Below are 14,115 nucleotides of genomic sequence, written 5' to 3'. Positions count from 1 at the left end.
AATGGAGACATTCATGAAATCAGCAACGCACCTGACTTTGGCAATCGCCAGTTGCCTCGTGCTCAGTCTTCGCGTCCATGCCCAGGATGAGCCACCACCGAATCCCTTGGAAGAGGTGACGCGTGAAATGAAAACGGCATCCGATCATCTCGGTAAGAAGGCCACGGATAAGCCGACGCAAAAGGCTCAGGAAGACGCCGTCCTCAAGCTGGATACATTGATCACGGAGCTCGAAAAGCGAAAGTCCGGGTTGGGGAATGGCGCAAACCCGAATCCAACCCGTCCTGCAATGGACTCAACGGTGCGAAATGGCCCTGGCGGCATGGGCGATTTGCACGGCGCCCGAGTGGAAGGAGATCGCTGGGGGGAACTACCGGCACACGAACGTGATCGAATTCTGCAGTCACTAACGGAAGGATTTCCGCCCCACTATCAGGCGGTGCTCGAAGCCTACTACAAGCGGCTGGCGGTGGAAAAGAAGGCTGAAGAACCCGAAATGAATCTTCCAGCCAAGCCCGCTGCGGCGATGGCCGTTGCGCCGCAAGCACCGAGCAAGAAACCCGCGACCGCCATGTCGAGCAAGCCGAGCACACCAGCGAAGAAATCGGATAAATGATCGAACCTGAATACAAGTCCTACGCTCACGCGGGTGCAACTCGAATCCGCTGGCTGAGGTGCATCAGACCGCTTTCGCAATGGCGATTGCGGATTGCGGTTGCAATTGGCATGACCGCAGGCGGTCTCTCCAATCTTCCCTCAGAACTGAACGCACAGGTTGCGGTCCAGGCCGTCGTCGCGACGCAACAGCCTGGGCAAGGTACTCCCGCCCAAGGTGCTCCTGCGAATGCGGCGGCGGGAAACGCGGGCGCTAAGCCGTCACCGCCTGCATTCACCGCGACCACGATTGAGGACAAGCAGTATCAGGGCAAGGATGCCGAATTCAAAGACGGACAATTGACGATCAAGTCCGATCCGCCTCAGACCGTGGCAATGGAAGAACTGCAGCGACTGGTTCTGGCCCATGAATTCAAGCTGGCGATCGACTGGATCGGTCAAAAGGAAGTCGATTTAGTGCAGATTGGGGCGGCCGACGGAGGCAATGGTGTCCGCGACGTACAACTTCACGTCACGGGATTGGCCGCCAAAGGCCTGAAGCAAGTGGCAATTGTCTCGAAGCCACAATTTCGTGTTTGGCGGTCCGATGTGAAAAATTCCCCCTACTGGAAGATTGCGGTCGAACGGGTGGGACAGGCATCTGTTGCAGAACTCTACTTCGAGCCGCCGACGCGTGATCTTTTCGAAACGGAAATCGAAGTCACGTTCACGTACGATGACAACAGCAATTCCAAGGCAACGGTCAAAGCCACCAGTCATACGAACGACAAGACTGACCCTGAATATCCGGTCGAGAAACTGGCGACCAAGGTGAATCGTGTCGCCACGATCTATGCACAAGGTGGCGATCTATTGAATGGCCGCGTGCTGCGTGGGGATAGTGAGAATTTCACAATCGAGACCTCGTGGCTGCCGCAGCTTGAGGTTCCATTCGGGCAGATTCGCGGCATCTTTTTTGATGGCAGTAAGCCCGAGGTCAAGACGAAGTTTGATCAGCAACTGGCGAAGCCAGGTGAAGACGATTTTGTGCTGGTGCTCTCGAAGGATGGCGGAATCGCGGAAATCTCGGGGCGATTGCAGGGGCTCAGCGACGGCAGTCTGCGAATCACCTACGAGGGGCAACAACGGTCGATCAAACTGGAACGTGTCCAGGCGCTCGTCTTGGGGCACGAACCATCGGTTCGTAGCTGGAAAGGACCATTCCAGGTCTTCCGAATGTCCAGTGGTGACCTGTTCTCCGCCACATTGCAATCGCTGGACGAAAAGACACTCAAGTTGAAAGCGAGCTGGGGTGTGGACGTCGATGTTCCGCGCGAATCTGTCGTGGAGCTGACTGGACGCAATACGCGCATGGTCAACCTGTCGGAACTCACCCCACTGACGGTGGAGCAAGTTCCGTATTTCGACCGCAAGATGGCGTTCGTCAAAGACAAATCCTGGAACGATCGGCCGCTGAAGCTGGATGGGAAGACGTACTCCCGAGGTTTGGCCGTCCATTCACGGTGCATTCTGACCTACGATCTGGCAGGCGAATATGCCACGTTTCGCGCGATCGTCGGTTTCGAAGAAGAAGCCGGCGACCGTGGGCGCGTCGTTTGTCGCGTCATTGCCGACGATAAAGAGCTGTTCGCAAAACCGGATTTTCGGTCCGTGGACAAGCCGGTGGTTGTCCAGGTTTCGGTGAAAGGGATGAAACAGCTACGCCTTGAAGTCGACTTCGGCGAAGACGAAGACATCGGTGACCGTGTCATCTGGGCCAATGCCCGCCTGTTCCGTGAATAGCGAGCAATCGACATCCTGCGACAGAATACCATCAACGAAACCCACGGCACTAGCTCGCGAAGACAGACGCGATTGTGGATCGGAATAACTCAGATGAATTGCGTGATTGACGGGCTTGTGCGTCTGACTGCTGAGGTGACTCTGTGCTGATTTCCTTCAGACTTCCACTCTGCCTCGCGCGGCCGACAAGCCTCATATTGCTCGCCGCGCTGGTCGCGGGGTCGATGCATTTCTGTTTCGGTCTCGTGGAGGCCGCGGAGGCGCCTCAACTGGCGATCTACGCGATGAATGGCGACGGAGGCGAACTCCGTCAGGTCGCGCAAGCTCCCGGCAAGCGTTGGCACGCCGCTCCATCGTGGTCGCCCGATGGCAAGCTCGTCGTGTTTCACGCCTACACGGGCGACGCCGAAACAGCGGATAGTCACATTTTCACCGTGCATGATGACGGGGCAGAACTCAAAGATCTGGGGCAGGGACGTGACGCCGCCTGGTCGCCTGACGGTAAGCAATTGCTATTCTCGATCGCGGAGAAGAACCCGGAAAAGGAACAAGTCGGTGTCTGGGTGATGAATGCGGATGGCAAAGGCCGACAGTGGATGTTTGCGGGATACGCACCTGTGTTTGCGCCGGACGGCAGCCGGATTTTGTTCGTCAGCAGCCATGAAGGAAATCAGTCCATCTATGTCTACGACATGATCGAAGGCAGCCAGAAGAAAATTCTGCAAGAGGCCTATCAGAAAAAACCAGGCAGCGCTCGATGGTCAGCCGATGGAAAGAAAGTCGCATTTATTGATGAACGCGACGGAAAGTCGGTCCTGATTGTCATTGACGCCGCAGGCTCAGAGAAGGAGCAGGCCGTCCGACATCGTGGGTTGATCGGCGGGCCAATCGCCTGGGCACCGAATCCCAAAATGACACTCTGGTCGCGAGAGAAAGATCCCAATGATCCCCAGCAGTTGAGTGTCATCGCTGCCGACGGAGACGATCCCCCTGCCGGACTGCCCAATCAGGACAAGGGCACGTTGAACTTCGATCCGGCGTGGTCTCTGGACAATCAGCGCCTCGTTTTCGTCAGCGATCGCGGTAAATAAGTCATCGCATCATGCAGACACAACAAAGAACTCAGGACGCGTCCTTCATGCGTAAATTTGACTTCCGCTGCACCTGGTTGAAGATTCTCGCGGTGCCCAGCGTGCTTCTCATGCTGGCGGTCGCGGGCAGCATGGCTCTTGCCGCCGATGACGCCCCATTGCTGGAACTGCACGAATGGTCCGTCTGGATTGGTGAACCGCAGGCAAAGACAATCAATGGCGGTGGAGATTATCCCACAGCGATGCCCGGTTTGGTTGAAACGGAACGAAGCCGTAAACGTGATGAGAAGCCGAAGCCCGCTCCCATTGGAGTAATGACGGTCTATGGTGAACCGCCCGAGGTGGTCGATATTGACCTCAAAATTACGGCAGGGCGACCGATCTCGCAGTGGCCGCGTTCCGAGGGAAAATCGAATCGCCTGCGCTGGCTCGACCTGAAACTGACGAAAGAACTCTCGAGTCCCGAATTGCTCGCGTATATCCCCGATACGCATTGGTTTAACAAAGCTCGTGAGCTCAATGGTCTATACATGCAGCTCAAAAAGGGCGGTCGCGCAGAGCGATTTTTTGCCTACGACCTGGAGCTGCAGACGCCGCTGAATATTCGTCTCGATGGTGGTCCTGATGTTTACAAAGTGGTGAATCTTGGAAAGCATGTCTTTCATGACGTCCTGTTGATCGTTCCGGGACCGGACGGTCATCGAATCGGCTGGCTCAATACGATTGCGGCGGCACCGGGCGGAGGAGCCGCCGCGACGCCCGGTGGAAAGAACCCGGCGCAACCACAAGCTGGGGCAGCCGTGGGGCAACCGGTCCAAGGGGTGGTCCTTGCCAATAATGGTGCAGGTGTCATCAAGGTCGCCGCAGGTCAACCGGGCGCGCCGGCCGGTGCCGCGGCGCAACCGGGGGCAGCCGCGGCACCGACGGCCGACCCTTCGAAAGAAACGATTGTCGAAATCCCGCTCAGTGGTCCATTTGCCGTCGACAGTGACGAATTCAAAGATAAGACGGATGGGGAAATGCGCCGGCGGCTCGGTAAGACGGGCCTGACGGCTGCAGAAATCGATCTGATCATGTCACTGTATGCTCCGCACTTCTTCGCGACCGATGATATTCACTTCGTCTATCGCATCGCGCAAGACGGGCTCGACGAGATTACGCCTTTGGTCGTGGAGCCCGAGACGACAAAGATTAAACGCGTCGCGCTCGTGATCGCGAGACGTGTGGACCCACGATTGCGCGAGGACGTCCAGCAGTTGATCACCGATTTGGCAGATGCAAGTTATGCCAAACGGGAGAAGGCCGAGAAACGGCTGAAAGACCTAGGCAACCTGGCGATCCCCAGTCTCAAGGAAGCCATGAAGGGAAAGGACCTAGAAGTGGTCATGCGCGCCGAGCGGTTGTTGCTGAGCCAGAAGGAACAGCTTCCCCCCGAACAGAACCCCGCGCCGTAGGCTGCGGTTTCTGAAGAGCGTGTCGGCCGGAAGAAGGCGTGACGGCGACGCGACAAAGATGCTGTCGTCAAATCAGACGCACTCGAACGTGTCTCGGTTATCGATTCAGGCGCGTGAAGAAGCGTTACGTTGGTTTGTCGCCAAGCGTCGGTGGAGACGATGAGGTAACGCCTCTCGGATCGCGGACGCCTTCTTTTCCTGTGACATTAATTTCATCGCCAAAGTCTTCACTGCGTTGGCTGAACGGTCATTCACGTTTCAAACATCGGCAGTCCGAAGAACGTGTCCGCTTGCGTGCGCTATCGATCTGTCTTTTCCCCTTCGACGCGCGTTCCGACCCGTCCGATGAGAGAAAAAGCGCGCACGGTGAATTAGGATGGCCGCCGACAGTTTCCTTGCGTTCGCGTCCAGACTTCGGAAACAGAGAGTGCAATGATGCAACTTCGATCCTTTGTTCTGCTCCAGACAGTCTTCGTTCTGCTGTCGAGTGGTGCGGCGAATGTCATTGGTACTGAATCGACATCGAAAGAGATAAAGGCGTCCTCGCGGCCGCGACGTGTTCTCTACAACTTCGATGGCGATTCGTGCCTGTTCACGCGCGCCGGCCGTGAGGGGCCCGTGGCTCTCACGGTCGATGACTTGAAACGCGCCGTTGCGGAAGTGACGGAATCCGGCAGCAAAGTTGATACGATCCTGGTCTGCGTCAATGCGCAAGTCATGTACTATCCGACGAAGGTCGGAACGCAACGAGGCATGCAATCGACACCCGAAGAGCGTGCGAAGTGGCCGGCATCGCAGCAGCAGATGTTCGCGAATCTCGAGCGATTCTTTTCCCAGGGACTTGATCCTTATGCCATCATGCTGGACGAAGCGAAACGAGCTGGACGCGAGGCGCTGCTGACGTTTCGGATGAATGATGACCACGGCAACGATTTTCTGCGTACGAAGTTCTGGGTTGATCATCCCGAATGGCGGCTGAGCAAGGGGGCCCTGGATTTTGGACATGATGCCGTTCGTGATTACGTGGTGGCTTTGATCGATGAAGCCGTTCGGAGGTACGACTGTGACGGGATTGAACTCGACTTCAATCGGTTCCCGATTTTCTTCAAGGGTGAATCACGCGACGAGAACGTCGACAAGATGAACTCCCTCGTGCAGCGCGTCCGGTCCCTCTTGGATACCGTCGGGAAGGAACGGGGCCACCGATTGACGCTCGCCGTTCGCGTTCCCTCGAACTATGGAAGGACTCCACCGACACCCGAATCGAGTCGTCGGCTGGGGTGCGACGTCGTCGGCTGGACAAAGAGTGGCTGGATTGATTTTGTGACCGTGTCCGAATTCTTGTTCGAGCGATTCGATCTGCCGATCAAAGCTTGGAAGCAGGTGATAACGGATGTTCCTGTTTACGGTGGGATTGAATGTACCGAAGGGGGCAAGAAAGAACAGTATCTGAATGCAGATGGTTATCGACGTGCCGCACGGAACCTGTTTGCGGGCGGGGCAGATGGAATCTATCTCTTCAATTTCTTCACCACGCGCGAGTACGGCGCCGAGTCTTGGGAACCGCCATTTGAAGTTTTACGAGAGATGACTCCAACGGCGATTGGGGGGCCCGAAGGAAAGACGCTCGAACGTTCCGACGTCGAGTTCAAGATCTTCCAGTTCCCTGCCGACAAGATCCCGCGAATCGATGGCAACTCCGACGATTGGTCGATCGTTCCCAATTCCTATGCCATCGGTATGGATCAACTGCAGGAAACAGTTGTTGGGGTCGGTGATCGGCGAGACAAGTCCAATCTGGATGTCGTCGTGAAAGTCGGATGGGTCAAAGGGCAAAACCATCTCTACTTTTTGTACGAGGCGAACGATAACTACTGGGACTTTGCACGCGAAGACCTGCACAACGATATCTTCGAAGTCGTCGTCGACGGAGACTTGTCGGGTGGCGCCCTGATCCGTCAGATGCATCCGAACCTGAAGCTGCGAGACACGTTGGATACGCATTTCTTGTTTCACGGCGTCCATGCCCAGAACTACCACATCTTCACGCCCGCTGAAGGAAAAGATTGGGCAATGGTCTGGGGATCTCAACCTTGGATCAAAGATCTTCCCTTTGCGAATGCGGCGTACAAATACGACTTCCGGCCGCGTGAAGGTGGAAAACTGGTTCTTGAGTTCTTCATCACCCCATTCGACTACGCACCTCCCGATCGCGCTCGCGCAGTCCCGACGACGCTTGTGGAAAATAAGGTGATTGGAATGTCGTGGGCGGTGCTCGACTACGATGATGAGCAAGCGACACGGTATGCCGGATTTTGGAATCTATCGCATAAGACGACAATGTACGGGGACGCATCGGATCTGGCCGCGTTTCGACTCATGCCGATGGAGAACAGTTTGCGAAAAGCGATCGAGTGTGACTGGTCGTTTCAGGTCATCAGTACCAAAGACCGATCCGTTGCCTTCCGTGATGAGTCCTATGGGAAAATCACGTCATGGAACTGGAAATTCGGGGATGGAAAATCGTCGACAGAACGACATCCGACGCACCAATACGAGCAGCCGGGTGAGTTTATCGTCACGCTCGAGGTGGGTGGACCTGATGGGAAGGCCCGTCGATCCAAGGTGTGGGACGTGACTTTACCTTAAGAGCTGGCCAGAATCTGTTGCCGCGTTGGAGCGATGTGGTTCGAGAGCCTTGGGATCGATCGGATCACACTCGTCCGTTCAATCGAGATCGTTAACTGGCTCGACCCGATTCATTCGTTTTTCCGAACGGCTGGTGTTCGGTATTTTGTTTGGTCCATCCTGAAGACACTCGGTTCGATAGACTCAGTGTTTTGAAGACACAACGGCGAGTGATTTATGCTGAGCGACAGACTGCTTCGATGTTTTCCCCACGTTGTGGTCCTCTGGCAGATAGCCTGTCTGGCCCAATGTGGTTGGACCGAGGATCGTAAGAGCGAACTTCCCAAGCGAGCCCCATGGACGACGTCTCGCATTACGGGTTCACCCGACCCGCAGTACCCGTATGTCACGGAACAGGCGTTCCCGCGGCTCAAGATCGACTTCTGCCTTGATCTTGCGGCGATGCCAGGAAGCGACCGTCTGTTCGTGATGGATCAATTCGGGAAGATCGTCTCGTTTCCGAATCGTGACGATGTGGACAACGCGGATCTGGTTGTCGATTTGAAGAAAGACGTTCCAGGCTTGGAGTATGCCTATTCGATCGTCTTCCATCCTGATTTCGAGCGAAACCGCTACCTCTATGTCTGCTATATCCAGGCACCTGAACTTCCGGATGGCACACATATCGCCCGGTTTCAAGTGTCGGAGACCAACCCGCCCACGATCGATCCAAAGACCGAAACGACAATCATCACATGGCTGTCAGGAGGGCATAATGGTTGTCATTTGAAGTTCGGGCCGGAGGGATTTCTTTACATCTCGACGGGGGATGGTAGCGGGGCAAATCCGCCTGACAAACTTCGCACGGGACAAGATCTGAGTGATCTGCTGTCGTCCATCTTGCGAATTGATGTCGATCATCCTGAGCTGGGCCGCAACTATCGGATTCCCGCTGACAATCCTTTTGTCGAGACGCCAGGTGCGCGTGGAGAGATCTGGGCTTACGGGTTGCGCAATCCTTGGCGTATGAGTTTCGATCGCAAGACGGGTGACCTGTGGGTTGGCGATGTAGGCTGGGAACTGTGGGAAATGCTTGATCGAATCGAGCGCGGCGGCAACTATGGCTGGGCCGTGCTTGAAGGGCGAATGGCGACTCATCCCGAATGGCCTCGCGGCCCCACCCCGATTCTGCCTCCGACCATCGATCTGTCACATGACGAGTCGTCTTCGATCACCGATGGGCTGACGTACTATGGTACGCGATTGAAGGAACTGTACGGAACGCATATTTACAGCGACTACGACACGGGACGATTCTGGGGGTTTCGCTACGAAAACGGAAAAGTGGTTGACCATCGCGAGCTGGCCGATACGACACATCGCGTCGTCGGGATCGGCGAAGACCACAGCGGTGAGTTCTTTATTTTGGATCATACGGCAGGAACGATCCACCGGCTAATTCCGAATCCGCTTAAAGACCAACCGATCACGTTTCCCCGGAAGTTGAGTGAGAGCGGACTTTTCAGTTCATTGGAGCCGCTGACGCCCGCGACGGGAGTCGTCTCCTACTCCGTCAATGCCGAGCCATGGTCGGATTATGCGACCGCTGAACGGCACTTGGCGATTCCCGATTCAGGGACGATCACTCCCTCCGCACCCCACTGGAAATATCCCAAGGATTCGGTCTTCGTCAAAACGCTTTCGCTGCCAACTGCGGGAAATGGTTCCAAGGCATTGCAGCGGATCGAAACTCAGATCCTACATTTTGATGGGGCGGAATGGATGCCCTACACTTATCAGTGGAATGATGAGCAGACCGATGCCACGTTGTTGAATGCCGTTGGCTCGGAACGCAGGCTGAAAGTCGACGATCCATCAAGTCCTGGACAGCTGCGACAGCAAAGCTGGCGCTTCGCCAGCCGCGCGGAATGCCAGCGATGCCACAACAAATGGTCTGGCCCCGTTCTGGGATTCAGCCCTGTCCAACTTGAGCATTCAACGGATTATCGTGGCACCGGCCCATCACAGTTCGAGTCGTTGATTCAGTCAGGTTTCATCGTAAAGCCAGAAACGCCGTCCGCGTTCCCTGCACTGGTGAATCCTCGGGATGTTTCGGCGGATTTGATGGCTCGGGCGCGGGCCTATCTCCAAGTGAACTGCGCGCATTGTCACCGCCTGCATGCCGGGGGAGCCGTCTTATCCCACATGCATCACGACCTGCCGCTCGAAAAGACGAACATGATTGGTGTCCGGCCGACCCAGGGCACTTTCGGTATTCATGCCGCACAAGTGATCGCGCCCGGCGATCCGTTTCGATCTGTGCTCTATTATCGGATGTCAAAACAAGGCAACGGTCGCATGCCGCATCTCGGTTCGTCCGAGCTGGATCACGAGGGAATCGCGTTGATTCATGATTGGATTCATCAGTTGCCACGCGATCTGGCAAAACCGGCGATCGGGGACGACATCGCGGTTAACCTTCGACGTGAAGAGTCGTCGCAGTTGCAACGATTGTGTCAGGTTAGTGCGTCACATGATCCGATATCAGTGGCGAATCAATTACTGTCTTCGACCAGTGGTGCGCTGATGCTGCTTCGCGCGATCGACCAACGTCAGTTGCCATCTTCGCTGGTGGCCATCGTCGTTGACGCCGGGGCCAAGCATCCCGAATCGACGGTCCGAGATCTTTTCGAGCGGTTCCTGCCGCCGGAACAACGAATCAAACGCATTGGGACCGCTGCGAACCCGAAGCAGATTCTTGCTCTGACAGGTGACGCCGACAATGGAAAGCGTTTCTTTTTTGAAGCCACGGGCGTCTCGTGCAAGAACTGCCACCGTGTGCAGACTGAGGGAAAACAGGTTGGCCCCGATCTGACGACGATTGGAAAGAAGTTGTCGCGGCCAGAAATCCTGGAAAGCATTCTCGAGCCTTCGAAGCGAATTGATCCGAAGTTTGTCACGTATCTGGCAGAACTGGATGATGGTCGACTGCTGACGGGGTTGTTGGTTCATCAGGACGATCAGGAAGTCGTGCTGAAAGATGCACAGGACAAGGTTGTAAAAATCCCGGTGAAAACGATCGAGCAGTTGGTGCCGCAGGGACAGTCATTGATGCCCGATTCGCTGTTTCGCGACATGACTGCACAACAACTGGCGGACTTGGTCGAGTATCTTTCGCACTTGAAATAACAGGTTGTGCACGACGAGCGAAGGGTGTTGAGTTCGCGGTATCAGAATTTGGTGGCCGTCCCGACCATGAGGGTCGGTCTGATTTCGTAATGTGCCTTGATGAAGGTGGAGAGTCCATTGAACGAGAATTGCGTGCTATCCCGTCGAGCGTGGTTGAATAGTGCTGTGGCCGCGGCTGTCTGGAGTGGACTGCCGAAGACCAGTGCGATCGCCGCCGAACCGCCGAAGCCGAAATTGGTCGCGGCCGTGATTACGGCCTATGAGACGGGACTTCATGCGGACGTGCTGCTTGGCAAGATTATGGAAGGATGGAAGCAAGACGGCGGAAAGGGGCCGGCCCTGCGATTGGCCTCAATGTATGTCGACCAGTTCTCGCCACGTGACCTGGCCCGTCCGATGTCGAAGAAGCACAATGTGCCGATTTTTGATTCCATTGAAAGCGCGATCACGGTCGGCGGAAAGTCGATTCCTGTGGATGGGGTCATCAGCATCGGAGAGCACGGAGACTATCCGTGGAACGAGAAGGAACAGCATCTGTATCCCCGACGTCGATTCTTCGATGGAATCGCCGATACGTTTCAGAAGTACGGACGTGTCGTACCTGTGTTCAACGACAAACATCCGGGGCCCGTCTGGGCGGATGCCAAATGGATGTATGAGCGCGCCCGGGAGATGAAGATCCCATTCATGGCAGGCTCGTCGCTTGCCGTCACATTTCGAGATCCGGAAATCTCCATCCCTGTTGGTGGCGAGATTGAGTCCGCGGTCGGGATCGGGTACTCGGGGCTCGATATTTACGGATTCCATGCGCTCGAAGCCTATCAATGTCTGGTTGAACGCCGTCGCGGGGCAGAATCAGGAGTGAAATGGGTCCAGTATCGCGAGGGTGATGCGGTTTGGAAGGCCCTGGATGATGGCATCGTTTCCAAGGATGCGTTCGAGGCAGCGCTGAAACTGACGACCAGCGATCCCGGAAAAGTCCGCCAGTGCGAGAAGCCGTCACTGTTCTTGTTTGAATATCTCGATGGTCTGATTGGCAGTATCTTTATGCTGCCAGGAGTTGCCGGGGCGACCGCCGTTGGCATCAAACTGAAAGGACAGCCTCAAATCCTGGCGACTCGATTCGAAGAGCGAAAAGAGCCGCACTATCCGCACTTTGCCTATCTGCTGAAAGGAATTGAGCGAATGGTGCACACGGGAAAAGTCAGCTATCCGGTCGAACGCTCGCTGCTGACTGCTGGAATTCTGGATCGGGCCCTCACGTCACGCGTTCAGAACCAAGAAAAGCTGCTCACTCCGGAGCTTGCTATCGGCTATCGGCCCGTTGACTATCCTCATGCGCCCTACCCTGATCTTGAGTCCGATCCCACGATGCCACTGTAGCGGTGTCGAGGGGGCATTGGGGCGATCATTCCCTCATCCGAACCAAGAGACTGGTCCGATCTGACTTGGCGTTCGCTGCACGCCTTCATGCTGTGGCAAGGCCAAGGCCTGACGAAGATACGTTGGTGCGGCCCCTGTGCCGACGGAATGGCATCGGTCGAGGCACTTCAATTGTTACTGAATTTATGTTTAGTTTTTTTGCCTGTGTGAATATGCTTTCGCAATCATGAATCAGACGACGTGTCTGTGATTGGTGTTTCGTGGTCCGGTCTGATGCGAAGGGGCGGCAATGAGCGATGCAGAAGAGAACGTTCGGAAACTGCGAGTTGCCTACAAAATGTGGAATGACTCGCGCGGTGAATCGTCACAACACTGGCTCGATCTGATGGCGGATGATGTCAAGATGACGTCTCTGGCCAGTAGCCATCCGTCGATGGAGTTCACAAAGGCCGTTCACGGCAAGAGCCAGGCGGAGGATTACTTTGCGGGATTGAAGGCGAGTTGGGAGATGGTTCATTTCACCGCGGAAGAATTTGTCGCTCAGGGTGACCGCGTTGTGATGCTGGGACGCTGTGCGTTTCGTAGCCGCCTGACCGGAAAGACGGCGGAATCGGCCAAGGCGGATGTCTACCGTTTTCGGGATGGTTGTATTGTGGAATTCTTCGACTTCTACGATACCGCCGCAGCATATGTCGCGGGACAACTGGACTGATCGAATAGAAATTCGCGAGACAGTTCGTTAAGAAAAATCGTGAAACAGTGCATGCATCATAATGGCCGTTTCGTTTAACCTGGAGCGGCAGGCGACAGCGTTCGAGGGGGCTATGATGGCGACGGGTTTGAAGAACGCGTTCCTCGTCGAGTCGCGGTTAAACGAAGATTTCATGGAACGAAGCCAGAGTGCTGTCGAGGGAAAATGATGCCGCCGAGGAAGCCACGGATCGCACTGACAATCGGAGACGTGGCCGGGATTGGACCGGAAGTCGTTGCCAAGGCGTTGATGGACAAGCGGCTTCGCGCGGAATGTGCCCCACTGGTCGTCGGTCACCCGGCGGTGATGCGTCGGGCCTGCGCCTTGATCGGAAGCGAACTCGATCTGGTGGAAGTCGACGGTCTGAGCCGAGTCAATTGGGAGTCGTCTCAGGTCCCCTGCTGGAATCCCTCGAACGACGATGCGGCGAATGTACCTGTAGGGCAACTGGACGCCCGGGCAGGACGAGCTGCCTATGATTATCTCGTCGCAGCGACGCGTGCGGCGCTCAGGAACGAAATTGACGCCATTACGACCGCACCACTTAACAAGGCCGCACTGCATGCGGCGGGGCTCGAGTTTCCCGGTCATACCGAGATTCTGGCCTTGGAATGTGGTGTTCGCGAATTTGCGATGATGTTGTATCTGCCGCCAGGCGATTCCGTGCGGAGTCCGTACGGCCTGGGGGTGGCGCATGTGACCTTGCACACATCCATCCGCAGCGTGCCGGGATTACTCAGCACCGTCCATATTCGTGAAACGATTCAGTTGATTGCGAATTTTCTGAAACGGATTGGTTGTCCTTCACCGCGCGTTGGTGTCTGTGCCCTCAACCCGCATGCTGGTGAAAGCGGGCTGTTCGGGGACGAAGAGTTGACGTTGATTCAACCCGCAGTCGAGGCCGCCCGACAGCTCGGAATCGACGCAACGGGACCGATTCCGGCCGATGCGTTGCTTCGACGTGCGGTTCGAGGTGAATTTGATGGAGTGGCGGCGATGTACCATGATCAAGGTCACATCGCCCTCAAGCTGATTGGATTCGAGACGGCCGTCAACGTGACCTTGGGCTTGCCGATCGTTCGAACAAGTCCCAGCCATGGCACCGCGTTTGATATTGCCTGGAAGGGGCGAGCGCAGGCGGCGGGATTTCTCGAGGCGGTGCGGACTGCGGGATTGCTCGCGGATTCCCGCACTTCCCTTGGCTAATCGACCTATGAGACCC

9 protein-coding genes are annotated in these 14,115 nt (G+C 56.0%); all 9 read left to right on the top strand.

Features of this window, described 5'->3' with window-relative positions; all coding sequences use genetic code 11:
* The first annotated feature begins 13 nt into the window (after positions 1–13).
* The 9 genes from OSO_RS48300 to pdxA all read left to right on the top strand — a co-directional run bounded on the left by OSO_RS48300 (position 14) and on the right by pdxA (position 14,099).
* A complete protein-coding gene (locus tag OSO_RS48300; RefSeq protein ID WP_010584949.1) occupies positions 14–616 on the top strand; it encodes a hypothetical protein in 603 nt (200 codons plus the stop codon).
* Positions 613–2,397 carry an NPCBM/NEW2 domain-containing protein gene (locus OSO_RS0120035; protein WP_010584948.1) on the top strand — a complete coding sequence of 595 codons (1,785 nt, stop codon included), beginning with the start codon at positions 613–615 and terminating at the stop codon, positions 2,395–2,397. The genes OSO_RS48300 and OSO_RS0120035 overlap by 4 nt, the downstream gene beginning before the upstream one ends.
* 143 nt (positions 2,398–2,540) lie before the next feature.
* On the top strand, positions 2,541–3,488 hold the full coding sequence (locus OSO_RS0120030; protein ID WP_029247245.1) for a beta-propeller domain-containing protein: 948 nt from the start codon (positions 2,541–2,543) through the stop codon (positions 3,486–3,488).
* A gap of 47 nt (positions 3,489–3,535) precedes the next feature.
* On the top strand, positions 3,536–4,942 hold the full coding sequence (locus tag OSO_RS0120025; protein ID WP_010584946.1) for a hypothetical protein: 1,407 nt from the start codon (positions 3,536–3,538) through the stop codon (positions 4,940–4,942).
* Positions 4,943–5,374: 432 nt separating this feature from the next.
* Positions 5,375–7,591: a PKD domain-containing protein gene (locus tag OSO_RS50870; RefSeq protein ID WP_010584945.1), complete on the top strand. Its 2,217-nt coding sequence runs from the start codon at positions 5,375–5,377 to the stop codon at positions 7,589–7,591.
* Between the two features lie 216 nt (positions 7,592–7,807).
* Positions 7,808–10,759: a PQQ-dependent sugar dehydrogenase gene (locus tag OSO_RS44335; RefSeq protein ID WP_010584944.1), complete on the top strand. Its 2,952-nt coding sequence runs from the start codon at positions 7,808–7,810 to the stop codon at positions 10,757–10,759.
* 132 nt (positions 10,760–10,891) lie between these two features.
* Positions 10,892–12,142 carry a hypothetical protein gene (locus OSO_RS0120005; RefSeq protein WP_237729318.1) on the top strand — a complete coding sequence of 417 codons (1,251 nt, stop codon included), beginning with the start codon at positions 10,892–10,894 and terminating at the stop codon, positions 12,140–12,142.
* A gap of 289 nt (positions 12,143–12,431) precedes the next feature.
* Positions 12,432–12,854, top strand: coding sequence for a nuclear transport factor 2 family protein (locus tag OSO_RS0120000; RefSeq protein ID WP_010584942.1), 423 nt, complete (start codon positions 12,432–12,434; stop codon positions 12,852–12,854).
* A gap of 204 nt (positions 12,855–13,058) precedes the next feature.
* Positions 13,059–14,099, top strand: a complete 1,041-nt coding sequence (gene pdxA / locus OSO_RS0119990; protein WP_010584941.1) for a 4-hydroxythreonine-4-phosphate dehydrogenase PdxA — start codon at positions 13,059–13,061, stop codon at positions 14,097–14,099.
* Positions 14,100–14,115 lie beyond the last annotated feature (16 nt).

The organism is Schlesneria paludicola DSM 18645 (genome assembly GCF_000255655.1).
Lineage (GTDB): Bacteria > Planctomycetota > Planctomycetia > Planctomycetales > Planctomycetaceae > Schlesneria > Schlesneria paludicola.
This window is presented reverse-complemented; position numbering and strand designations above follow the sequence as displayed.

What these genes read in the sequence shown, in the direction of transcription:
- OSO_RS48300 (WP_010584949.1), top strand. Translation starts at nt 14, where the DNA reads ATGAAATCAGCAACGCACCTGACTTTGGCAATCGCCAGTTGCCTCGTG.
- OSO_RS0120035 (WP_010584948.1), top strand. Translation starts at nt 613, where the DNA reads ATGATCGAACCTGAATACAAGTCCTACGCTCACGCGGGTGCAACTCGA.
- OSO_RS0120025 (WP_010584946.1), top strand. Translation starts at nt 3,536, where the DNA reads ATGCGTAAATTTGACTTCCGCTGCACCTGGTTGAAGATTCTCGCGGTG.
- OSO_RS50870 (WP_010584945.1), top strand. Translation starts at nt 5,375, where the DNA reads ATGATGCAACTTCGATCCTTTGTTCTGCTCCAGACAGTCTTCGTTCTG.
- OSO_RS44335 (WP_010584944.1), top strand. Translation starts at nt 7,808, where the DNA reads ATGCTGAGCGACAGACTGCTTCGATGTTTTCCCCACGTTGTGGTCCTC.
- OSO_RS0120000 (WP_010584942.1), top strand. Translation starts at nt 12,432, where the DNA reads ATGAGCGATGCAGAAGAGAACGTTCGGAAACTGCGAGTTGCCTACAAA.
- pdxA (WP_010584941.1), top strand. Translation starts at nt 13,059, where the DNA reads ATGATGCCGCCGAGGAAGCCACGGATCGCACTGACAATCGGAGACGTG.